The organism is Natronorubrum texcoconense (assembly GCF_900100335.1).
Taxonomy (GTDB): Archaea; Halobacteriota; Halobacteria; order Halobacteriales; family Natrialbaceae; genus Natronorubrum; species Natronorubrum texcoconense.
Genome location: NZ_FNFE01000009.1, coordinates 1 through 23,479 on the forward strand (window position 1 = coordinate 1; position 23,479 = coordinate 23,479).

At 62.9% G+C, this 23,479-nt stretch carries 20 protein-coding genes; 9 read left to right on the forward strand and 11 right to left on the reverse strand.

Going from position 1 to position 23,479, the window contains the following annotated elements:
- Positions 1-645 (reverse strand): hypothetical protein (locus BLT08_RS20555; protein WP_090311809.1); only part of this gene is annotated, 645 nt, incomplete at its 3' end.
- Positions 646-723: 78 nt separating this feature from the next.
- Positions 724-2,292, reverse strand: a complete 1,569-nt coding sequence (locus BLT08_RS20560; protein ID WP_090311811.1) for a DNA-directed DNA polymerase II small subunit — start codon at positions 2,290-2,292, stop codon at positions 724-726.
- 289 nt (positions 2,293-2,581) lie between these two features.
- On the opposite strand from BLT08_RS20560, the gene BLT08_RS20565 reads away from it, so the two are divergent.
- Complete coding sequence (locus BLT08_RS20565) at positions 2,582-3,670, forward strand: S24/S26 family peptidase (protein ID WP_090312166.1); 1,089 nt, start codon at positions 2,582-2,584, stop codon at positions 3,668-3,670.
- Positions 3,671-3,881: 211 nt separating this feature from the next.
- On the opposite strand, the gene BLT08_RS20570 is transcribed toward BLT08_RS20565, so the two are convergent.
- Together BLT08_RS20570 and BLT08_RS20575 are read right to left on the reverse strand one after the other, a co-directional pair.
- On the reverse strand, positions 3,882-4,325 hold the full coding sequence (locus BLT08_RS20570) for a hypothetical protein (RefSeq protein ID WP_090311813.1): 444 nt from the start codon (positions 4,323-4,325) through the stop codon (positions 3,882-3,884).
- A 181-nt stretch (positions 4,326-4,506) separates the two neighbouring features.
- Complete coding sequence (locus tag BLT08_RS20575) at positions 4,507-6,171, reverse strand: Cdc6/Cdc18 family protein (RefSeq protein ID WP_090311818.1); 1,665 nt, start codon at positions 6,169-6,171, stop codon at positions 4,507-4,509.
- 1,634 nt (positions 6,172-7,805) lie between these two features.
- Here BLT08_RS20575 and BLT08_RS20580 point away from each other — a divergent pair.
- From BLT08_RS20580 to BLT08_RS20595, 4 genes are all read left to right on the forward strand, one after another.
- Positions 7,806-8,444 carry an Era-like GTP-binding protein gene (locus tag BLT08_RS20580; protein ID WP_006092808.1) on the forward strand — a complete coding sequence of 213 codons (639 nt, stop codon included), beginning with the start codon at positions 7,806-7,808 and terminating at the stop codon, positions 8,442-8,444.
- Between the two features lie 6 nt (positions 8,445-8,450).
- The gene (locus BLT08_RS20585) at positions 8,451-8,852 is read left to right on the forward strand and encodes a DUF2073 domain-containing protein (RefSeq protein WP_006092809.1); all 402 of its coding nucleotides are present in this window, start codon (positions 8,451-8,453) and stop codon (positions 8,850-8,852) included.
- Between the two features lie 13 nt (positions 8,853-8,865).
- Positions 8,866-9,936 (forward strand): OapC/ArvC family zinc-ribbon domain-containing protein, encoded by a 1,071-nt coding sequence (locus BLT08_RS20590; protein ID WP_090311820.1) that lies wholly within the window; start codon positions 8,866-8,868, stop codon positions 9,934-9,936.
- 484 nt (positions 9,937-10,420) lie between these two features.
- Entirely contained in the window at positions 10,421-11,203 is a 783-nt protein-coding gene (locus BLT08_RS20595; protein ID WP_090311822.1) for a DUF7089 family protein, read from the forward strand.
- Between the two features lie 322 nt (positions 11,204-11,525).
- Here the strand turns inward: BLT08_RS20595 and BLT08_RS20600 are convergent, their stop codons facing one another.
- The 3 genes from BLT08_RS20600 to BLT08_RS20610 all read right to left on the reverse strand — a co-directional run bounded on the left by BLT08_RS20600 (position 11,526) and on the right by BLT08_RS20610 (position 15,306).
- A complete protein-coding gene (locus BLT08_RS20600) occupies positions 11,526-12,104 on the reverse strand; it encodes a DUF7090 family protein (RefSeq protein ID WP_090311824.1) in 579 nt (192 codons plus the stop codon).
- 80 nt (positions 12,105-12,184) lie between these two features.
- A complete protein-coding gene (locus BLT08_RS20605) occupies positions 12,185-13,804 on the reverse strand; it encodes an ABC transporter permease (protein ID WP_090311827.1) in 1,620 nt (539 codons plus the stop codon).
- 332 nt (positions 13,805-14,136) lie between these two features.
- Positions 14,137-15,306, reverse strand: coding sequence for an extracellular solute-binding protein (locus BLT08_RS20610; protein WP_175529400.1), 1,170 nt, complete (start codon positions 15,304-15,306; stop codon positions 14,137-14,139).
- Positions 15,307-15,559: 253 nt separating this feature from the next.
- Between BLT08_RS20610 and BLT08_RS20615 the strand changes: the two genes are divergently transcribed.
- Entirely contained in the window at positions 15,560-16,240 is a 681-nt protein-coding gene (locus tag BLT08_RS20615; protein WP_090311831.1) for a class I SAM-dependent methyltransferase, read from the forward strand.
- Positions 16,241-16,466: 226 nt separating this feature from the next.
- Here BLT08_RS20615 and BLT08_RS20620 read toward each other — a convergent pair whose 3' ends face one another.
- Both BLT08_RS20620 and BLT08_RS20625 read right to left on the reverse strand, forming a co-directional pair.
- Complete coding sequence (locus BLT08_RS20620) at positions 16,467-17,042, reverse strand: DUF1684 domain-containing protein (protein WP_090311833.1); 576 nt, start codon at positions 17,040-17,042, stop codon at positions 16,467-16,469.
- 151 nt (positions 17,043-17,193) lie between these two features.
- A complete protein-coding gene (locus BLT08_RS20625) occupies positions 17,194-17,433 on the reverse strand; it encodes a DUF7127 family protein (protein ID WP_090311835.1) in 240 nt (79 codons plus the stop codon).
- A gap of 160 nt (positions 17,434-17,593) precedes the next feature.
- Between BLT08_RS20625 and BLT08_RS20630 the strand changes: the two genes are divergently transcribed.
- Positions 17,594-19,969 (forward strand): ATP-dependent DNA helicase, encoded by a 2,376-nt coding sequence (locus BLT08_RS20630; RefSeq protein WP_090311836.1) that lies wholly within the window; start codon positions 17,594-17,596, stop codon positions 19,967-19,969.
- A gap of 17 nt (positions 19,970-19,986) precedes the next feature.
- On the opposite strand, the gene BLT08_RS20635 is transcribed toward BLT08_RS20630, so the two are convergent.
- On the reverse strand, positions 19,987-20,298 hold the full coding sequence (locus tag BLT08_RS20635; protein WP_090311839.1) for a DUF7521 family protein: 312 nt from the start codon (positions 20,296-20,298) through the stop codon (positions 19,987-19,989).
- A gap of 163 nt (positions 20,299-20,461) precedes the next feature.
- Entirely contained in the window at positions 20,462-21,598 is a 1,137-nt protein-coding gene (locus tag BLT08_RS20640; RefSeq protein ID WP_090311841.1) for a thiamine ABC transporter substrate-binding protein, read from the reverse strand.
- A 117-nt stretch (positions 21,599-21,715) separates the two neighbouring features.
- On the opposite strand from BLT08_RS20640, the gene BLT08_RS20645 reads away from it, so the two are divergent.
- Together BLT08_RS20645 and BLT08_RS20650 are read left to right on the forward strand one after the other, a co-directional pair.
- Positions 21,716-22,843, forward strand: coding sequence for an AI-2E family transporter (locus tag BLT08_RS20645; protein WP_394328204.1), 1,128 nt, complete (start codon positions 21,716-21,718; stop codon positions 22,841-22,843).
- Between the two features lie 78 nt (positions 22,844-22,921).
- Positions 22,922-23,467 (forward strand): DUF5518 domain-containing protein, encoded by a 546-nt coding sequence (locus tag BLT08_RS20650; protein ID WP_090311845.1) that lies wholly within the window; start codon positions 22,922-22,924, stop codon positions 23,465-23,467.
- Positions 23,468-23,479 lie beyond the last annotated feature (12 nt).

The window sequence follows — 23,479 nt, forward strand, 5'->3', positions numbered from 1 at the left end:
CAGAAACGCGAGCAGGAGACTCAACACGAGTTCCGGTACGCCGACGAGCGCGCCGACCGCCGCACCGCCGAGGATCGAACCGGCGAGCAGCCAGCGACCGACCCGATCGTAGGCGGCCCGGTGATGCTCGCGCAGTCCGTAGTCGTTGACGACGAAGTGGACGCCCATCGCCACCGCGTAGAGCAGCAGACTCGAGACCCCGGTTTCCTCTCGGTGAAGCAAGAGATAGCCGAAGAAACCGTTGTACAGCGCAAAGGAGCCGATGTGGATCCAGAACACGCCGGATACCGCTCGAATCGTCCGTTCGCCGGCGCTCGCTCGTCGGCCCGGCCGAGCCTGCGAACGGCGAACGATCTGCTCGAGACCGTAGAAGAGCGTGAAGCCGACGAGTGCCGCGACGAACAGCGACCGCTCGTGCGTCGCCGCGAGGATGACGTTCGTCGGCTCGAACGCCTCGACGACTCGAGACTGGTGTTCCGTGACCTCCGGAAGCAGGTGGACGAAGACGTACGCGACGGAAATGCCGCCACACAGCGAGAGCCATCCGCTTCGAGGTATCCCGCGGAGGAACTCGAGCCGTCCGGCACCGACGTGCACCGCCGCCAGTCCGCCGGCAACGAGCAACGCGCCGAGCGTCGAGAGCATTGGGTGACAGTTAGCGGAGAGCGGCAATAAAAGACGACCAGCGTGCGACGATCGGCTCGAATACTCTCGAGAGCGAGATTAGCTGAACTTCTGAACCGTCACGTCGAGCGTATCGAGATCGACGATGGGCGCAAAACCGGCGTCGGGGTCGATGTTGACGCTCTTCTGGAAGTCGGTCTGGGACTGCCAGCAGCCGGAGTTGATCGCGAGCACGTTGTGGTACTTCCCGAAGCCGAGTTTGTGGACGTGACCGGTGTGGAAGATGTCGGGCACCTCCTCCATTACGAGGAAGTCCTCCTCCTCGGGTGCGAGTCGCGTGTGACCCCCGAACTGGGGCGCGACGTGGCGCTTCTTCAGGAGGTGGAACATCGCCTTGTGCGGGTCGTCGTAGCTCGCCTTCTCCTCGGGCAGTTCCGCGATCACTTCGTCCAACGAAACGCCGTGGTACATCAAGACGGAGACGCCCTCGAGCGTCACCGTCGACGGATTGCTGACGATCCGCGAGTCGTGGGCCGACATGATCTCCCGGAGGTTCTCGTCGAATCCGGGCTGGGGTTCGGCGAGGCGCACCGCGTCGTGGTTGCCCGGAATCATCACGATCTCGATGTCGCCGGGCACCTGTTTGAGGTACTCGTTGAACACCTCGTACTGCTCGTAGATGTCGACGACGTCGAGCTCCTCGTCCTGGTTCGGGTAGACGCCGACGCCTTCCACCATGTCGCCCGCGATGAGCAGGTACTCGACGTGTTGGGCCTCAGGGGTGTGTAGCCAGTCGGCGAAGGCGTTCCAGGCGTCGTGCATGAACTCCTGGCTTCCGACGTGAACGTCGCTAATCAGCGCCGCCTGCACGTGGCGATCGGCCGTCGACGGCTTGTGTGTCCGGGGAACGTCCGGGAAGTACATCGAGTCGACGAACGCGATCCCGGAGTCGTCGGCGAGGGTTCCCTCCATCGCCAGCACCTCGTCGCAGAGCAGTTCTTCCACCAAATCGGCGTACTCCCGGTCTTTCATCACCAGCCACGGGAACGTTCCCGTCGCGTCCTCGAGTTCGATCAGCCAGTGGCCGCTCGCCGTCGAGCGGATGTCGTTGACCAGCCCGACCATTCCGACCTCGCCGCCGCCCGGCATCTTCTGGATGGCCGTCGCGGGACGGTGGTTGACCCGGCCCCGCAGTTTCGATCCCAGCTTCTCGAGTCGATCCCGAAAGACGGCGACGAAATCCTCGTACTCGCCCGTTCCGGTGCTGTCACCGGTCATATCTCCCGCGATCTCGAGCGAACGCAGCTCGGGATCGACGGACCGGTTCGCGGTCCCCGACCCCTCTGTTTCGACTGGAGCTGCCCCATCCACGTCTGACGGATCGGCCGTTCGATCTCCAGTCGAAACGGAGGGGTCTCCGTTGTCAGCTGTGACGGGTGGTTGCTGCCCGCCCGCTGTCGGTTTCGCGTCCGCGTCGGTCGTCGAGAGGACGGCTTCGACGTGGTCGGTCCGAACGACCAGCGCGTCCGCCGGCAGCTCCTCGACGACGCGCTCGAGGGTCGCCTGCGGGTCGTCGGCCGACGCGAGTTTCGTGACGGCCTCGCGTTCGGCGTTGTACCCACGACTGGTGAGTTCGCTGACGATCCGAGCGGAGGCCTCGAGTGGCACACGATTCGCATTCGCGAGCGGGGAGAAAAGGATATCGTCATGGGAGTGTTCTCGAGACCGTTCCGTTTCGCCGAACGGCGGACGAGACGGCGACCCGACCGTCCACTGTTCCCACCAGTAGAGTTATTCCCGTAACTAAAATAGCAACGCGAACGAGTGATTCAGGTGTGTCCGTCTTCCATCGCGCCGGTCCGGTCATCGTGCGAAATGACTACCGCAGTGTTCGCCGCATTCGATCCGGGGTGTCGGAGCAGAAGGTTGATTGCAGGCCCCAGCAAAACGGGTGACGATGAGCGGTTCTAACCCCGGTGACCCGCCCGACGATCCCGACGAGCGTGGTGACCACACCGGTAAGCGGGGTGATCCTGACGGTGAGGGACGCCGGGATTCGGACGCAAACACGGGTCGAGATCCGGACGGTGACGCAGGCCAGAGTCCGGACGCAAACACGGGTCGAGACCCAGTTGCCGACGCGAAGCGAGATTCGGCCAGCGGGAAGCGAGATCCGGCCACCGCGAATCGAGAGTCGACCGGCACCTCCGCCGGGACGGCCGACGCGGCCGCTACCGACGACCGGGTGACGATCGAGGACGACGGCGTCGTTCACTGGTTCCTGAAATCCAACGACGGGAACGTCGTCTTCGTCCGCGATATCCTGAGCAGCGTCGCTATCGTCGCCGTGATCGGACTCCTTCTGTTCGCGCTCAGCGGGGTCTGGCCGCCGCTGGTCGCCGTCGAGAGCGGCAGCATGGAACCCGATATGGAGCGAGGCGATCTCATCTTCGTCATCGACGAGGATCGGTACGTCGGCGACGATCCGGCCGGTGACACCGGAATCGTTCCCCTCGAGAACGGCGTCGAAAACGGCCACGAGCGCTTCGGTCAACCGGGCGACGTCATCATCTTCCAACCCAACGGCGACGAGCGACAGACGCCGATAATCCACCGGGCACACTTCTGGGTCGAGGAGGACGAAAACTGGGTCGATACGAAAGCCGACGAGGAGATCATCGGCGAGACGACCTGCGACGATCTCCAGACCTGTCCAGCGAACCACGACGGGTTTATCACGAAAGGCGACGCCAACAACGGCTACGACCAACAGTACGGCAGCTTCAACGAGCCACAAAGCGAGGTCGTCGACCCCGACTGGGTCACCGGCAAGGCGAGGTTCGGAATTCCGTGGCTCGGCCACATCAGACTGACGTTCGACTCGATTCTCGGCGGGATGCTCGCTCCCTCGCCCGTAATCGAGACCGATCCAGCGGGGCTGACCGGACTCGACTCGAGCGCCGCACAGGTCGGTCTCGTCGGAACCACCGGCGCTGCCGGAGCGACTGGCGGAATTGCCGTCGCGGTTAACCGATACCGCGACTGAGCCTGCGGATCCGACTCGACTGCGCCCCCGATTCGCCCGTTTTCTACGTTTGTTTCTACGCGAGTGCGACGGCTTCGAGACGAATCTCCACTACGGACCATCCGTTCGAGTGGAAGCGAACCAGAGGGGCGGCGCTGAGCCGAAAACGAGGGCCACCTGTCCAGTACAGATCATCGAACACGGATCGGTGAACGCGCGAATCGAGCGACGATCAGCCGTCGGTGTCGATCTCGAGTCGGAGCTTGTCGCCGTCCTGGACCACGTACTCGCTCGGATCCACAGATTCGTCGTCGACCAGAAACGTCAGTTTGGTGTCCTCGTCGGTACCGTCGTAAATCGTTCCGTCGATCGTCACGACGTAGGATCCGTTCGCACGCGTACACTCGAAATGGGGAAGAAGATCGATACCCTCGGCGAACGTCACCGGCTCCTCGCCCTCCATGTACCAGTACTCGTCTCGCTCGTGGAGGTGAAAATCGATCGAGTGATTCTCGGCGTGTTCGGCCTGATAACGGTCGGCCTCGAGATCGATGGGGTTGCCATCGACTACGACCTCGATCTCGCCGCGCTCGTACTCGACCTCGCCGTCGACGAATACACAGCCGGCGAGCGAGACGAGACTCGCCGTCGCACCGAGAACGGCCCGTCGTTTCATGTCGAATCGAAGTGAGCGCACGTATATCGGTTCGTCGGTGACTCCCGAGGAGAGGGAGTCCGGGGGGGACGGGTTTCCAGCGGAACGGGAACGGAAGAGTGTAGGGTTCCAGTCGAACGATACTCGGAGGGTCGAAGATCTCGAGCAGAATGAATCCGGAGGAGTACGGCTACGGAACGAGCTAGTTCTCGAACCGTGCCTGGACGAACGGCTGGACGTCGTCGATATCGCTCAGTCGGGAGTCAGAGAGGAGGACGGCCTCCGTCTCGTCGATCGGTACCGAGAGACTGATCTCCTTGGTCCGGCCGTAGCGGCCCTTCGAGACGACGACGGCGTTGACGATGCCGAGCATGTCGAGTTCGCTGATCAGGTCCGTCACCCGGCGTTGAGTGAGTACGTCGGCGTCGATCTCCTCGCAGAGACGTTTGTAGATGTTGAACACCTCGCCCGTGTTGATGCTGTGGACGCCGTTTTTCTCGAGCAGGATGATCGCGAAGAGGACGAGTTTCGACTGCGTAGGGAGCGTGCGAACGACCTCGACCACGCGGTCGAGTTCGATCTTGTCCTGTGCCTGTCTGACGTGTTCCTCGACGATCGTCTCCGTCTGGGAGCGCTCCGCCAGTTCGCCCGCGGTCCGAAGGAGATCTAACGCGCGGCGCGCGTCACCGTGTTCCTGTGCCGCGAAGGCCGCACAGAGCGGGATCACGTCGTCCGACAGCGCGCCGGGCTTGAACGCGACCTCCGACCGGTGTTCCAGGATATCGCGCAACTGATTCGCGTCGTACGGCGGGAAGACGATCTCCTCCTCGCCCAGCGAGGACTTGACGCGCGGATCGAGGAAGTCGGTGAACTTCAGGTCGTTCGAGATTCCGATGATGGAGACACGGGAGTTCTCGAGTTCGGAGTTCATCCGCGAGAGGTTGTACAGCGTATCGTCGCCGCTCTTCTCGACGAGTTTGTCGATCTCGTCTAACATGATGACGACGACCCGTTCGTCGTAATCGACCGCGTCGAAAAACACGCTGTAGACCCGGTCGGTGGGCCACCCCGTCATGGGGACTTCCTCGAAGGACTCCTTGTCCGCCTCGAGGTTCTCGATTTTCGTCTCGACCTCGCCCCTGGAGTCGAAGGGGGTCGACTCGAGCGGATGGGCCGCCGGCAACTGATCGTTCCCGTCCACATCGTCGTCAGGGACCGCAGTCGCTCGATCGGGGGACTCCGTATCGGCGAACCGGTCAGATTCTGCGAGATCGTCTGAAACGACCGTCTCGTCGTCGAACTCCGGCTCGGCATCGGTGTCGAACTCCGGCTCGACGGCGGCGTCGGTCATGTACTCGTCGAGAGCCTCGAGCAGCTCCTCGAGTTCGGCGACCCGGTCGTCGATTCGGGCCTCGTTCTTCTCGATGAACTTGTTCGCGAGCTGTGCGAGCACGCGGTACTGCGTGTCCGTGACCTCGCAGTTGATGTACTCGACGTCACACGGGACGCTGTACTTCTGGGAGGTGCTCTCGAGTTCCTTGCTGACGAACTTCGCGCTGGCCGTCTTTCCCGTTCCGGTCTTACCGTAGATGAGGATGTTCGACGGCGTCTCGCCGCGGAGCGCAGCGACAAGAATCGTCGCCATCTTGTTGATCTGATCGCTTCGGTGGGGGAGTTCGTGCGGCGTGTAGGACGGCCGAAGCACTTCCTTGTTCTCGAAAATCGGTTCGCCGCTGAGCAGATCGTCGAACAGGCCCTGACTCGACGCTTCGTCGTCGAGATCGGATCGCTCGAGGTTCGAGAACCCGGGACTCTCGTCGCTATCGACCTCCTCTCCGCCTCTCGGTTCTGAATTGTCGTCTGACATCCGTCGTGTACATACCCCCTTGCTTCGAGTGGAAGACCGGACCCTAAATCAGGAATATTGCGCGGTAGATAGCCCGACTGGGGCAACCTCCTATTCCAAGCACCCAACCTGGGTCCAGTTGATGCAAACGAAACAGAGGAAAACCATGCTATTAAATTCTTCCCTTCCATCCACGGCCGTTTTCGAATCTTCGGAGGAACGAGCCCGTTAGCCTCTGAGAAAAACGATTTCATGTAACGAGCGCGTCATCGAGCCGCTGGAGTGAGATAGAACGTACGTTTCAGGTCGACGGACCAGTAGTCAAAATTCAGACACCCTTCGAGCAGTCACCAGTGGGCGGGAACCGAGCAAAGAAGTATCGAAAATGTCATATTTTGAGAGTCCCCGATGTTCGGTTGGTATCGACCGAAAGCCGGACGGGAAACGAAACTCGAGGTAATCGGAAGCGATAGCGGTGATGTACCGCGGCGACCAACCAGGCAGACCCTCGAGAACGGAGAACCGTGGTCGTCGTACGGAAGGAAATGGTCGATCGATTCGGTGGCGAGCAAACAAGTGTCGGAGAACGCGAGGGCGAATTTCGAAGCGTGCGAATAGGATGGCAGAGCGAGTGCGATGTGGCTCGAGTGCATCAGTATGTCTGAGGTGGAGAAGGGAGATCAGTCTTCGAGTGGTCGAACGACGTGAAAGAATAGTGTGTTAGGAGATGTCGCGAGACCCATGTTAACAATATTCTGTGGAGGGGGAGCCCCCCACCCCTTCGTTTCGGGTGGAACGAGTCAACAGAGGGGGTGGGGGGAGGGGGTGTCTCTAGGACGGGAATCTTTAAGATAGTGGGTGAGGAACACGGTCCGTAGCACTAGCAAAACGCATTTTTTACTAGAGAAAGTGGATATGGTTACTAGTCCCTACTAGAATTGTCTCTCTCACCGTCTCGAGTTACTAGATCACTCCCTTTTACCGAATTCCCTCCGCTGAATCCTTCTCGCTCCGGTCTCGAGCCGATCTTACGTTCTTTCGATGGGATCGTGATCGATTTCCCCTACTCTCCCACCACCTCTCTCGACACTCTCCAGTTGAAACGAAGGGGTGGGGGTGTTTCGCTCTGGTTGTCTACTGCTACCATTCCACACACATACCTACCGAATTCATCGAACCCTCCCTACTGGTTCATGTACTCTCAAAATCACTCTGATGTCGTGCTTTCTTCGATCCCGTGAAACTCACACACAGCTGGTTCGCCGTCGTCGCATCGCTGTCGTAGCCGGACCAACACTCATCATCGAACGGACACACCGCGTAGCAGTAGTTGTCCCGAGTCGATGGTACTCGTTCTAACCGATGAATCAGTACACGTTGTGAAGTTCGCGCGTACCCGCGTATGTCCGTAATACGTCGTGCGTAGTGTTGCCCAGCTTGACGACTCCGACGAGCAATTACGGCACTCGACAACTCCGACGAGCAACTAACCGAACGGTGCCGACGCGGAACGCCGTACGATGTCCGATCGAACCCCTCACCGAGCGGAACGGACTCCTTCTCGCGTTGAATTGTCTACACGTCTGACGTAGGCTTAAGTGAATTCAGTTTGTAGTACGCGCAACTGCACCCCGCGGTGCTGGAGGGCCCCACTGATGGGACTGTTCACAGAACTCAAAGATAGTATCTCTCGGGTTACGGACCGCCTGTTTTCGGAACAGGAACCCAAACGAATCGGCATCTACGGTCCGCCGAACGCAGGAAAGACAACGCTTGCCAATCGTATCGCTCGTGACTGGACCGGTGACGCCATCGGCGCGGAGAGTCACATTCCACACGAAACACGGCGCGCGCGCCGGAAGGAAGGCGTCGAAATCGAGCGCAACGGCAAGTCGGTGACCATCGACATCGTCGACACCCCCGGTGTCACGACGAAAGTCGACTACGAGGAGTTCACCGACGAGATGGAAGAGGACGACGCCATCCGTCGCTCGCGCGAGGCCACCGAAGGCGTCGCGGAAGCGATGCACTGGCTGCGCGAGGACGTCGACGGCGTCATCTACGTACTCGACAGCGCCGAGGATCCGATCACGCAGGTCAACACGATGCTGATCGGCATCATCGAATCTCGAGATCTCCCGGTTCTTATCTTCGCGAACAAGATCGACCTCGACGACTCGAGCGTCAAGCGGATCGAGGACGCGTTCCCACAGCACAAGACCGTCCCGCTGTCGGCCAAGGAGGGCGAGAACATGGACGAAGTGTACGAAAACATCGCGGAGTACTTCGGGTGAACGAGGATGCCAAAAGCAACTAACGCGGACGACCCGGACGCTCCCAACGGTGTCCAGATCGACCTGATCAGCGGCGAGCGCATGGAGAACATGGCGACGATGGAGAAGATCCGGATGATCTTGGACGGCGTCCACGACGGCAACATCGTCATCTTGGAGGAGGGGTTGACGCCCGACGAAGAGAGCAAACTGATCGAGGTAACGATGTCCGAGATCAGCCCCGACGAGTTCAACGGGATCGAGATCGAGACCTATCCGAAATCCACGACGCGTGACTCCTCGCTCCTCGGCCGGATCATGGGTGGGGACGAATCGACGGCTAAACTGACGGTCATCGGACCAGCGAACCAGATCGAGACGCTTCACAAGGACGAAACGCTCATCAGCGCGCTCGTCTCTCGAGACTGATGTCACACGAATAATGCCACACGAATGTACGAACTGCGGCCGCACGTTTCCCGACGGCTCCAAGGAGATGCTGTCGGGCTGTCCCGACTGCGGCGGGAACAAGTTCCAGTTCGCCCCGTCCGGACGGGCGACGAGCGGGTCGTCCGGGTCGACTGCGAGGAAGGTAGCCGATTCGGGCGCGGGAACTGTAGAGTCACCCGACACAGCCGCGGACCCCGACACCTCCGGAACCGTCGGACGCGCCGCAGAAACCGTTCGTGGGTGGATGTCGTCGGAATCGGACGACTCGAGTACTGAACCGGAGTCGCAACCGACAGCGTCGAATCGCTCCGGGTCGTCGACGGTCGACGATCGCTCCACATCGACGGCCGGAACTCGGTCCGGATCGGCGGACGCAAACCGATCCCAACGGGCGGATGCGAACCGATCCCAACAAACCGAAGCCCAACAGACGGATCGATCGTGGCCCGGCAGCGACGGGTCGATCGAACCTGACGAGCGTTCCGAACCGGGCGAGTTCGCCGAGTGGCCGGAGACCGCCCGTCGGCCCGAAGACCGTTCGACACCCCCGGGCGACGCTTCCAGTGGAATCCAAGGGGACAACGCTGGGGCCGGCTCTGTATCTCCCCCCGCTGATTCGATCGACGACGGCGGATCGCTCGAGGACGATGGGACGCTGACGGACGGGCCGACGCTCGCGGAGAGCGAGAACACGGCACAGGCCGACGCCCGAAGCGAGGTCGTGTCGACGGACGACCTCCCCAGCGACGTCGATCGGACCACTGCACCCGAAACGGGGGCCGCTGGACCGTCGGGATCACCCGACCCCGCAGACGGTACCGGTGAGCAGCCGCCGGATCACGGCCGCGTCGTTAGCGAACCGTCGGGAGACCAACCGTCGATCGAGGAACTCCGCGCGGAGCTCAACGAACAGTTCGAGAGCATCAAAATCGTCAGCCCTGGACAGTACGAACTCAACCTGATGGAGCTCTACAACCGTGAGGAGTACATCATCTCGCTGCAAGAAGACGGTCGGTACGTCATCGACGTGCCGGACTCTTGGCGCTCGGACGACGACTCGTAGCGATTGGAGGACGACTCGTAGCGATTGGAGGACGACTCGTAGCGCTCAGGCGATGATCCCTGATAGTCGGACGACGTTTGCTGGCGGTCCCGACTCTGTACGGTTTGGCGAGGGTTCGCCGATCGTGTCGCCTCCGAGCCATCGCCCGACCCCCATTACTTCGACTGCAAACCCTACTGTTCGAGACTCTAATGGATAATAACACAAGACCTTTGCTCCAGACGAACTACTGGTCTTCTGCCGTTGCTCCCGGTTCGAACGCGTCTCCGTCACGGTCCGAGATCGTGACGGACAACGATTCGTGTTCCACTCGAGGGGCGAGACTCGCCGGCGAATCGCTCGCCGTATTGGGCGAGAAAGATGGATTTAAGCGAGACGGCTGACTGTGTTCGCGTATGAGCACTCCCACCAAGGTCGTTCTCACCACGATCGCCGTCGCAGCACTGCTGTCGCTGCTGGTCATCTTCCAGACCGTCCTCGCGTAATGTTCGAGGCTCGCGATCTCTCGAGTCCGGTCGAGGCAGTTCGCGACGAGTACGCGCCTGACGTACAGGTACTCGACTGTGCGCGCGATTTCGAGACGCTGGATCCCGCACGGGCGGAAGACCTCGGGTTGATCGTCGACGCACTCGAGCCCGCGAGCTATCCGTCCAACTGGCTCCCTGCGGACGCCCCGACGCTGCTCGCGCGCTACGCGGGATCGGATCTCACCATCGGGATGCCCGGCGACGGCAGCGTCGTCTGGACGCGCCAGACCGAGCCACCGCTCGTCCTCGTGAAGGCTCGCGTCGAGGGCTCTCCGGAGCCGTTCGTCGATTTTCTGATCGCCGAAGCGTTCGTCGAACTGAACTGTGGTGTTCCCGAACACTTCCTCGGGTTCTTCGAGGACGAGTATCTCGCGCTCGACGCGGCGACCGATCTCGATTCGAACGACACCTACCAGGTGGCCGCCGCGCTGTACGACGGCTGGATCGGGCTCCAGACCCGCGAGGAGTTTGCGGACTGGACCGACGACCACCCCGACCTCTTCGACGCGTGGCAGGACGCCGGCGACCGACTCGAGGACCGCGTCTCCGGGCTGTCGCGTGCCGTCGCCCGCGGCGAGACGGATTTCGCCGACGCGACGGAACTCGCGTGTGCGGCGATCAAGCACGGCCTCGAGCTGCCGGCCCCATTCGCAGCGCTCGACACCGGCGCGTACCGGGATCACGGTCCAGGGTACGCGGTCAAGTGGGCCGAGAAGACGTTCGACTCGCTCGCTGAATAACGCACTTTTCGTTTCAAATCGCCGGTCTTGGGTAGCACCTACACGATACTGATGGGCAACAGCGTGTAACTACTCGAAAGGCAGCGATGATTTCCACGTCCTCCCCAGCCGATTCACTCGTTCGCTGGCTCACGGTCGTCGACCGTTCGCCTTTCCGCGGCGCAAAGCGCCGCGCCCCGCTCACCCGCTCATCGCTCGCGTGATTTCGAATCACGCCTCGTTGTGCTCGGCGCGATTCGGAACGCGCCACGTGGTTCGCCGAGTTCAGTACTCGAGACGTCACTTTTCGTGATCGATTCGCAACGAAAATCGGGGTCGGGAGTTAGAACTCGCTCTCGATGCTGCCGTCCTCGTCCAGATCGATGGTGCCGTCGAACAGCTCTCGGAAGTCGTCGACGAGAGAGGGGTCGTGGGGTTCCTCCGAGACGTGGAAGAGGCCGATGGCGTCGTGTTTCTCGAGTAGTTCCAGGATGCGTTCGACGGCCTCGAGTGCGGCGTCGTCGCCGGCGTAGTAGGCGAGTTCGGTGACGGAGTCGAAACTGAGCCGGAGTTTGCCGTCGTGGGCCTCGAGGAAGCCGTCGATGTGTTCGACGATGCCGTCGACGTCGTCGGGGGCGGCGACGTAGTGGACGTTGTCGGAGGAGCGTCGGGAGTAGCCGCGTTCGATGCTCAGCGTGTCGAGAATTTCGGCGCGCTCCTCGTCGACGTCGTAGTACTCGAGTTTCTGTCTGACCTCGCGGGCGGTGGTTCGAGTGGAGATGACGAGGAAGTTGTCGGTATCAGTTTTCAGAAAGTCGGTGTCGATGCGGTCCGTTTCGCCCGTGCTCGGGTGGAGGAGCAGTACGCCCGTCCCACCCGGTACCGTCTCCGGCGTCCCGTCGATTGCAAGCGAATAGTCCATATTGACGTGAACAACTTTGGGCACCGACTTAATTGTGCGGATGTCGCGAGATACCCGAGCGCGAGAGGATCGGTTCCTCCTCAGCCGACGTCGTTCCCTTCCTGTCTGAGCAGGATCAGCATCGAGAGCCCGGAGATGAAGATGAGCAGGAGCGACGGGATCGCCGCGTACCGGTAGGCGATGGCGTCCTGGGCGTTCCAGATGATGCTGACGAGCGTTTCCATGCCGATGGGCCTGAGCATCAGCGTGACCGGGAGCTCCTTCATCGTCGTCAGAAACACGAGGACGCCGCCGGCGATCACGCCCGGCATGATCAGCGGCAACGTCACGCGCCGGAACGCCTCGAGCGGGCCGGCGTTGAGCGTCCGTGCGGCCTCGATCGTCTTGTCGTCGACCTGCAGCACGGAGGACCGAACGGTGCCGACCACCTGCGGGAGGAACCGAACGACGTAGGCGAAGACGAGCAGCCAGATCCCCTGTCTGTACAGCGAGGGGAGGAGTCTGTTGCCCATAAACACGAGCGCGAGACCGATGACGACGCCCGGAACGGCGAAGCCGACGTAGGTCGCCCGCTCGAGGATTCGCGAGACGACGGAGTTCGACCGTCCGGAGTAGTAGGCAACGGGCAGGGCGAACGCGCACGCGACCAGGGCCGCGAGGAGTGCGAGGTGGACCGAGTTGAACGCGAACTCCCACTGGAACTCGTAGGCCGGGATCCGGTCCCCCTCGCTGTAGAGCAGCCAGCGCGTAAAGATCGCGACGGGAACGACGAGCGTGAGTACGCCGAGCAGCGAGACGACTCCCATCGCGGGCCACTTCCAGTTGCCGAGTCGAATCGTACTGCCTTCCCCGCCGCCACCCGTGGCGTCTTCGTCGCGTCCGATCCCGGCCTCGATGACGAGGACGATGGCGACGATCGCGACCAACTGTAGCGCGAGCAACGCGGCGTACTCGCGGCCGAAGCCGGTGGTTTCCCAGTAGATCCGGCTCGTGAAGACGTTCGCGCCCATGAACGCCGGCGTTCCGAAGTCCGAGATCGCGTAGAGCCCGGCGAGCAACGCCCCGGCGGCGATCCCGGGTCTGATCTGTGGAAACGTGACCCGTCGGAACGCTTCCAACGGGCCGGCGTTCAACGTGCGCGCGGCGTCGACGATCGAACTATCCATCGAGAGTAACGCCGCTCGAGCCGTGAGGAATACGTACGGGTACGTGTAGAGGGTGATGATGAATATCGCACCGGAGAGGCCGTCGATGGTGGGAAGCGTCGTTCCGAAGAGCGTGTCGACTTCGCCGCCCGAGCCGAACATCCCGACGAACGCGATCGCGCCGATGTAACTCGGGATCACGAGCGGGAGCGCGGCGACGACGGTCCAGAACCGCGGGTAGGGGAGATCGGTCCGCGTCGTCAGGACGGCGAGCGGAACGCCGAGAACGATCGAGAACAGGGTGACGAGAGCCATCAGGACGATACTGTTGACCGTAACCCACGCCGTGCGACCGGAGACGATGAGGCTGTACGCACGCGACGGTTCGACTTCCGTCGCACGCAGGACCAGCCACAGCATCGGTGAGATGACGAGCAGGGCGACGATCGCACTCGAAATCGCCAGAGCGGCGCTCGAGCGATCCGTCTCGTGGACCCGTTCGCGAATCGCCGCGAATTGCCGTGAGAGATCGAGGTAGTTCGTGAGTGATTTCATGGTACTCGTCAGATCCGACCGACGGAATCGCGAAGCTGATTGGTCGCTTGGAGTTAGGTTCACCTAAACCCTCCGAAGCGATTCTGCGGAGGCTACAGGCGGTGCAGGCCGAGTACGTTGGAGTCGTTCGAGATGGAAACGCTCTCTCGTGATGAGAAGACGCCGAAGGCGCCCCGAACCACTTTTCCCGAGGCAGTTCGTGGAACCAAGACCTACCACGAACGGAGCCACCGCGAGGAAAGAAACGCTTGCCGGCGCGGACATAGCGGGTGGTGAGCGGTCGGCAACGCGAGACGGTTTCGGTTTCGCTGTACGCTGATCGTCCGGTCGTCTCAGACGCCCATTCCTTCCTCGTCGATGAGATCCCCTGCTTCCTGGAGGTCCATGTCGAAGCTACTGAGATCGAACTCCGGCGGATTGATCTCGTCGAGGTTTGGCAGCGGACCGACGTAGTCGATGCCTTCGATGACGGGATACTCGCCGTTGTCTTCCATCATGAGCTCTTGTCCCTCCTCGGCGAGCAGGTGACGGACGAACTCCGCGACGAGTTCGGCGTCGTTGACCTCGTTCAGGACGCCGACGCCGGCGACGCTGAACAGACAGCCGGCGTCGTTTTCCGTAAACGTCGTTCTGATCGGAGCGTCGGAGTCCTCGTTGAGGATTCGCGCGGCGTAGTAGCTGTTACCGAGTCCGATGATCGGATCGCCGTCGCCGCCCTGATTGACGGCGCTGGCCTGATCGGAACCGCCTTCGAAGAGCTGTGCGTCCTGATCTTCGGCCATCGCCCGAACCCACTCGCGGGTTTCCTCTTCGCCCTCGAGCTCGACCATCGCCTGGATAAATCCGCGGAACGACCCGGAGTTGGGTCGCGTCGAGATGATTCCCTCGAAGCGCTCGTCGGTCGCGTACTCCATGATGTCGGTCGGCAGTTCGTCCCAGTCGTCGAACTCCGTTTCGTCTACCCGATCGCTGTTGTACTGAATCGAACGCGTTCGACCGGTGACGCCGGTCCAGTAGCCTTCGTTGTGTTGGTAGCTACCGGGAACCGCGTCGATGATGTCTTCCGGGAGTTCCTGCAGGACGTCGTTGTTGTAGAGTTCGTTCAACGCACCCGGGTCCTGCGAGTACATCAGGTCCGCCGGATGCGTCTCTTCTTCGAGAATCTGGTTGACCTGCACGTCGTTGTCGTCGTAATCGACGCTGATGGTGAGGTCGTCGTACTCCTCCTCGATCGCATCGAACACCGCGGAGATCTGATCGGGAGTTCGACCGGAGTAGATGGTGATCTCACCCTCGAGATCGCCGAGGTCGTCCCAACTGACGACGGACGAGCCGAGGGAATCTTCCATCGGATCGGTCTCGACGAGCGGTGTGTCGTCGAAATCGTCGCCGAGACAGCCCGCGAGTCCTGCGATTCCGGCTGCAGAGACGCTCGCGGTCGCGAGGAATCGTCGTCGGTCCATTGCGGTTCGGTGCGTTGGCGTGCTGTTGCGCTGTTGCATATCTAGTTTTAGGCTGACCTAAAACACATATAGCTTCCGATTATTCCCGAGATACTGCACGAAAAATTGCGTCAGCGGGAGCTGTTTTTGACCTTCGTCCGATGCCCACGGAGTTTCGGCCAACCTAAACCTCTCCAACTACACCTTTTTAGGCCAGCCTAAAGAGTCTGTCGATGATTCCTGCGTTCGTGGTCCGGGACGCCGCGCGCCCCGAGTCGAACGCATTTTGGCTCCCGAGCGCCACGTTGTGCGTATGAGCGTTCGCGAGGAGTTCGACGACTGGGCCGCAAGCGGCCGCGATCGCGGGATGGAAGACCGCCACTGGCACACCGCGAAACACGCGCTCGCGCGTATGCCGGTCGAATCGGGCGACACCGTCCTCGACCTCGGCTGTGGCAGCGGCTACGCCGGCCGTGCACTGCGGGATACCAACGACGCAGGCCGCGTCTACGGGCTCGACGGCTCGCCGGAGATGGCGCACAACGCGGCGGACTACACGGATGACCCGCAGGTCGCCTTTCTCGTCGGCGACTTCGATTCGCTTCCGTTCGCCGACGACTCGGTCGATCACGTCTGGAGCATGGAGGCGTTCTACTACGCCGCCGATCCACACCACACCCTCGAGGAGGTCGCCCGAATCCTCCGTCCCGGTGGCACGTTCTACTGCGCCGTCAACTACTACGAGGAAAACGTCTACTCTCACGAGTGGCAGGAGCGAATCTCGATCGAAATGACTCGCTGGAATCGTCGGGAGTACCGCGAGGCCTTCCGTGAGGCGGGTCTCTACGTTGCTGCACAGGACAACGTTCCCGATCGGGAGACGACGATTCCGGACGCCGACGAGTTCCCGACCGACAACTGGGATCGCCGCGAGGCGATGGTCGAACGCTACCGCGAGTTCGGCACCCTGCTGACGGTCGGCGTCGCACCCTGACTCTCGCGGCGGCTCCCGTTTCGTCGACGGGCTGACTTTGCGGGCGGCCTTCGATTGCATCGACGGCCTGACTTCGCGGACGGCCCCCGGTTTCCACTCGATACGCGCCGATCTCACAACCCCCTCGCTTCGACTCGAGTCGCACCTGCGTCGGGTGGTTTTGCGGCTGTGGCTCGACCCGAAGCCACCCACCCCCTACCCCCGTCACCGATCTGTACTCGTTTCGCTACTCGAACCGTTCGCCCGCGGGAATCGTGATCTCGAGCCAGTTTTCCTCCGGCGGGAGCGGACAGTCGAACGTCTCGCTGTAGGCACAGAACGGCGTGTACGCGAGGTTGAAGTCGACGACGAGTTCGTCCTCGCTTGCGAGTTCTCGATCCGGCGAGAGCTCCATATACCGACCGCCGTCGTAGCTCTGCTGGCCGGTCGTCTTGTCCCGGAAGGGGACGAACAGCGGCTCTTCGTTCGGACTCTCGAGTTGGTAGGCCGCGAGTTCGTAGGTGCCGTCCGCGAGGTCCTCGTCGTCCCGTTCCAATTCGAACTCGAGCGTCGCGACCCGCAGATACCGCATCTCCCGGCCCGCGGTCGTGTCCATCAGGACGACTTCGGGATCGTCGTGGCGCTCGACGGTGGCGGTCACGCGGTAGGTCGCGTCCGGGTCGAAGTACTCCAGCCCGTCGAACTCGTCGCGCTCTTCCGGCGGGATCGGTGACTGTGGATGCTCCGCGAAGAACTCGTCTTTCTCGGCCCGTTTCGACTCGAGTTCCTCTCGCCAGCGCTCGACGTCGATAGCGTCGCTCATAGCGAGCGTAGTCGACCGAACGGGGAAGGCGTTGCGTTTCCGCCCGCTCGTCGCGAGCCGTCTACCCCGGTTCGGTTCTCGAGCTGGCGGAAAACGGGCGCTCAGACGGAGCGTATCGCGCGTCGCTCTCGACGACCTCGTAACCCGACCGTCACTCTTTGATCGTCAGCACGCCGTTTTGTGCCGAGACGTCGCTGGCTTCCGGCGGCAGTTCGAACTCGTACTGCTCGCCGTCGGCGACGATGATGGCCGTCGAACCGAGGATATCCATCGAGATGTCGGCGGCCGAGTTGCCGAAATCGACTGCGATAACGCTGCCGTCCTCGTACTCGAAGGTACGGACGACGACGTCGTCTCGGTCGACGTTCTCGAGGGAGTGGGGGACTTTCATAGCTGATAGTAGGCTCTCGGACACTTAAAGGAGCACGCTGGCAGCGTCCGGCCGCCGCGACCGTCCCGCGCTTTATTAGTGATGACGCGGCCACAGTCCGTCAAGGATATGCACGACCGCTGCGGAGTACGGAAAGCATGACGGGCGGAGTACGGAAAGCATGACGGACTGGCGATCGATCTTCGGCCACAGACAGCCCTACGACGAGCAGGTCGACGGTATCGAGACTACCATCGACACCGCTCGAGACGGCGGCTACACCGTCGTCGAGGGCGCCTGTGGCACGGGGAAGACGATGATCGCGCTCACCGCCGGGATCGACCTGGTCCGCGATCCTGACAGCGACTACGAGCGCGTCTTCGTCCTCACGAGCGTCAAACAGCAACTGCGCCAGTTCGAAGCCGACCTCGAGACGATCAACGAGAATCTGCCCGCCGACTGGAACCCGATTTCGGGACTCACACTGGTCGGAAAGGCCGACGTCTGTCCGTACAACCGCGAGGGGGCAGCGGGGATCGACGACGGCAACGTCTACGACCGCTGTGAGACCTTGCGGGACCGCACCCGGGACCTCACCGGCGAGGCCGGCGAGACGACCGCCCAGAACCTCGCGGCACGCGCCCGCAGCCAGCAGATCGGGTTGGCCGACAGCGGCAGTCGGGGCGGGACCAGCAGTCGCTTCCTCGAGACGGCCGGCGAACCGACGCCGTACGCGCCCGACCTCCCCGAGTACGGCGAGGGTGGTCCCGTCGGCGCCGAAACCGAGTACTGCCCGTTCTACGCGCAGTACCTCGAGGACCTCCCCGAGGAGGGCAGCGACGGCGACGCGGTCGAAGCCGTCCCCTACGACTTCACCGAGGCGGGAATGATCACGCCGGAGGACCTCGTCACACGGTCGGTCGCCCACGGCACCTGTCCGCACTCGGTGATGGGCGCCGTGCTGGGCCACGCCGAAGTCGTTCTCGGAAACTACTACCACGCGTTCGATCCCCGCACGACCGGCTCCTTTACCGGCGCGCTGCTCGACGACTCCACGTTCGTCGTCTGCGACGAGGCGCACATGCTGGAGCCGCGCGTTCGAGACCTGGTCAGCGACGGCATCAGCGATACGTTCCTGCGCGACGCCGAAACCGAACTCTCGCGCGTGATCCAGCCGATCAAATTCGAACGGGAAGGCCGCAACGCGCAAGGCGGCTCGAAGACCGCCGACGCCGACCTCGTGCGGGCCGAACTCAACGATACTGACGTCACTTTCGAGGAACTGAATCGCACCCTCGAGTTCGTCCGGGACCTCCGGAGCGAACTCGACCGCCGGGTGACGGCCTATCTCGACCGGAACCACAGGGGATGGGAGTCCGATCCCCACGACCTCCACGACGAGGAGATTCCGCTGCGCGATCCATCCGTGCCGGCCGAAGACGAGTTGACCGAGTGGGCGAGGGACGCCGGCTACGGCGACGCCGACTGGGTCCGGGCCGACTCCGTGGGGGCCGTCGTCGAGCGAATCCTCAACGAGGCCGAAGACGAGGACCGAATCCGCGCGGCACCCGCCGTCGGCCGCGTCCTCGGCGAGTGGTACCGCTGTAATCACACCGATTACTTCCGGGAGATCGAACTCGAGCGCACCTGGGACGACACCGAACCCGCCGACTCCTGGCGGCGAGCCTACAACGCCAGACTCGCCCTACACAACTGCGTGCCGAGCGACGCGATCGGCGACCGACTCGCGGCCTTCGGCGGCGGTATCCTCATGAGTGCGACCCTCGAGCCGATGGAGGCGTTCACCGAAGTGACGGGACTCGACTACCTCGAGCGGGAGGAGGAGCGACCCGTCGTCGAACGACGCTACGGACTGCACTTTCCCGCCGAAAACCGGGAGAGCTTCGCGGTCGCCGCGCCGAAGTTCACCTACGACAACCGCGGTCGTCCGGGTGCGGAGAATCCGACACGGACGCAGTACATCGACGCCATCTCCCAGGTGGGGGGACTTTCGGGCAACGTTCTCGTCGGCATGCCCAGCTACGCCGAAGCCGAGTGGATCGCGGGCGTCCTCGAGGATCGCCTCTCGAAACCCGTCTTAGTCGACGCGGCGAGCGACGACGAGACCACCCAGTCGCTCAAACGCGAGTTCTTCGACGGCGGCGGGAAGGTCCTCGTCACGAGCCTCCGTGGCACCTTGACCGAGGGCGTCGACTACAGCGGCGACCGCCTCTCCGCGGCCGTCGTCTGTGGCGTTCCAATCGTCAACACCTCGAGTCCGCGGACGAAGGCGGTCCGCCGGGCCTACGACGACGAGTTCGGGGACGGCTTCACGTACGCGCTCACGATCCCCGCCGTCCGCAAGGCTCGGCAGGCGATCGGCCGCGTCATTCGCAGCCCCGACGATGTCGGCGTTCGCGTCCTCCTCGACGAGCGCTACGCTCGCGATAGCTGGGATTCGGTTCGACCGTATCTGCCCGATGACGGCGAGTTCCAGCCCGTCAGTCCGGACATGCTCGGGATGGGACTGGAGCGGTTTCGGGACCGACTCGAGTAGACACTCGCGAGTTGTCCTCAGTCGGACTGGCGAATCGTCACCGTCCTCGTTGCGGACGTCTCGGCGTACAGCGAGTACAGCAGGATTGCGAACCCGCCGGCGGTGAACGCACTCTGGATCGTCACGCCGAGGGCGACGTTACCGCCGACGAGGTGGGCGATGGCACCGCCGACCGAGCCGGCGACGATGAAGCTGAAGCCGAGGGCGACCGCACGCAGTGCAGCCGAACCCGTTCGTCGAAACGCACGGTACGCGAGTGCGGCGACGGCGCCACCGGTGAGTAACGTCGCGGTGTTCGCGCCGGCGATGAGGAGTGTGTATTCGTCCATGGTGATCGCGTAGTCGGTCGCTGTCCCACGTCCGAGCCACCGATCGGTCGCCGATTCGATGGTCGAACGCCGCTCGGATGTCGTCCACTCCGTCGCTATTGCACTTTAGTGACGGTGCCAGTTCCCACTCTGGGGGAACGGCTGGAACGGAGCAATCGGGCCGCTACTGGTCTCCGAGGCGGTCATCGAACCGTTCCGTCCAGTCCTCGAGCCACTGGTCGAGGTGGCCCCGAAGTTCGGTGTAACTCGTCGTCACCGGCTCCGCGGGTTGGCGGACGGCTTCGCCGAACTCCGGCGAGAGGCTGACGTCCTCGATGGCCGGAAACTGGACGTTCCGCCGGGCGAGTTCTAGCTGGGACTCCGGCGAGAGTACGTGTTCGAGAAACGCGTAGGCCAGATCGGGCTCCTCGCTTCCCTCGAAAATCCCCATCCCCTCGGGAACGGCGTACCCCTCGTCGTTCGGGAACGCGACCCGGTGGCGTTCGGGCTCGTACCCTTCGGTGGCCGCGAACAGCGGATCGGTCGAGTAGGAGACGACCATCGGCCGCTGGTTCTCGATGTACGCATCGTAGTAGGCGTCGCTCCAGGTGTCGTGAACCTGAACGCCGTTCGCGAGGAGTTCCTCCCAGTACTCGAATGCGGTCTCCGCGTCGGCCGACTCGATCGTCCACAGCAGAAACGCCTGGCCGGGGGTGGAGGTGACGGGATGTTGGGCTAACAGTGCGTTGTCGTACGCGGACCCGAGTAGGTCGTCGAACCCGTCGGGAGCCTCGAGTTCGGTTTCGTCGTAGACGAGGCTGACGTAGCCCGTATCGTAGGTCAGCGACCGATTGTGCGGATCTCCGAGCGCGAGCTCGTCTCGGATTCGTTCGTGGCCGTCGATTCGCTCGAGGTTGAGTTCCCGGAGGAGGCTTCCGTCGCCGACCCGGTCGTCGATCCGTGCCAGATCGCCGACGGTGAACCCGAAGAGCACGTCGACGTCGATCTCGGACTCGTACTCCCCGCGCCGGATGTAGTGTTGAAGACCCGTGTTCGGAACGACCCACTCGAGTTCGGCGTCGGGATACTCCTCGACGAACGTTTCCTCGAGCCACGGTCCGGCCGGGTTCGGACCCGTGACCATCGAGCCGTAGGTGGCGATCCGGAGGGTGCCGTCGTAATCGGGTTCCTCGGGTTCGGGATCGCCGTCTTCGCCGCCGTTCGGTGGATCGTCGTCGCCGTTGCGAGTGAGGCAGCCGGCGAGACCGACGGCTGTCCCCGCTCCGACGCCGATAGTTCGCACGACCGTCCGCCGTTTCATTCAGCGGGGATACGTCGTGAAGACGTAAGTCTCGTTCCCAACGTCTAACTGATCGTACACGTTCTCGGAATTTCTTCCGATCCGAAGGGTTTTGCTCCCGCAGTGTGAGCCATAGCTGTGACATCGAACGCGACCGCTCCTAGGAACCGCCGGTACGTGCTCGCAGGTATCGTCGCGATACTCGGGCTCGTCACGGGCGCGATCCTGCTCGAGGTTCTCGGGACGATTCTCTTCGCACTGACGGTGGCGTACGTGCTGATGCCCGTACAGGACTGGTTGGTCAGACGCGGGCTCTCGGAGTGGCTGGCGGCCGTCGGGGCGACGCTGATCGGCTTCGTCAGTGCGATCGCCGTCTTCGCACCGATCGTCGTCACGCTCTACTTCCGGATCGATCAGGTAATCGGCGTCATCGAGGGGATTCCACAGGAAGTCCCGATCGAGGCGTTCGGCATGGCGTACACGATCGAGGTCGCCGAAGTGCAGTCTATCGCACTCGACTTCCTGAGCGGGGCTGCCGTCTCCTTCGCCTCGGCGCTGCCGGTGCTCGCGATCAAGTTCGCGCTGTTCGTCATCCTGCTGTTCGCGCTCGTACTCAAGGGTGACGCGGCCGGGCGGGCGGCCATCGCGCCGGTTCCACACGAGTATCGAGATATCATCTACGCGCTCGCCGAACGGACGCGCGAAACGCTGTATGCGATCTACGTCCTGCAGCTCGCGACGTCCGTCGCGACCCTGCTCATCGGCTACCCGCTGTTCTGGCTGCTGGGCTACGAGGCGGCCTTTACGCTGGCGATCATCGCCGCGATCCTCCAGTTCGTCCCGATCATCGGCCCGAGCCTGCTCATCGCGCCGATCGCCCTCTATCACGTCGCGGCGGGCGAACTCACCGCGGCCGTCCTCGTCGGCGTCCTCGGCATCACCCTCGTCGCCTGGTTTCCCGATATCGGCGTCCGGCCGCGCCTCGCTCAGCACTCCGCCGGCCTCCCCGGTAGCCTCTACTTCGTCGGCTTCACCGGCGGGCTCTTCACGCTCGGCCCGATCGGGATCGTCGTCGGGCCGCTGATCGTCGCGGTCTTCGTCGAAGCCGTCGACCTACTCGCCGCCGAAGTCAACGGGAATGCGACCTTCTCCGAGATCGTCGAAGCCGACCTCGAGGAGCCGCCGGGCGAGGACACATCCAGGCCCGGCACCGAGACCACGATGACGTCGCCGGAGGAGCCCGGCTCGCGACCGGCCGACGACTGAGCCGTCTGCGATTCGGAACGGATCGAGCCCGGTTACGACACCACCGTCACTTTTCTCCGTGCTCGCCGTTCGTCCGGTATGGTCAATAGCCGGACGCTCGTCAACGCGCTCATCGGTGCTATCGTCGGCGTCGTACTCTCGTTCGTCCCGTTCTCGACCGTCCTCGGCGGTATCGCTGGGGGATTTCTCGAGGGTCCGGACACCCGATCTGGGGCGATCGTCGGCGCGCTGGCGGGGGCGATCACGTTCCTGCCGCTCGCTGGGATCGCGATCTTCGGCCTCGGGGTGCTCGGATTCGGGATGGGGATCGCTGCGGTCCCGTTCGAGGGGTTCGCGCTCGTCGCGCTCGCCGTCGTCGCCGCCGTGGCGCTCCTGTTTCTGTACACCGTCGGTCTCTCCGCGCTCGGCGGCTATCTCGGCGCGTATCTCGCCAGGGAGTATCCGGCCCATCGCGTTCGAACGCGAGAGAAGATCGGGCTGTCGGCGGAGCAGTCGCCGTCGGTCGGCCGAACGCACTCGTCCGGACCGCAGTCGGACTCGCGGCGGAGGCGGGACCGAGAGTCGACTCGTCCCGACGCGCGCGACTCGAGGCGCGACCGTGATGTCGAACGGGATCGACGCTGACTCTCCACTACG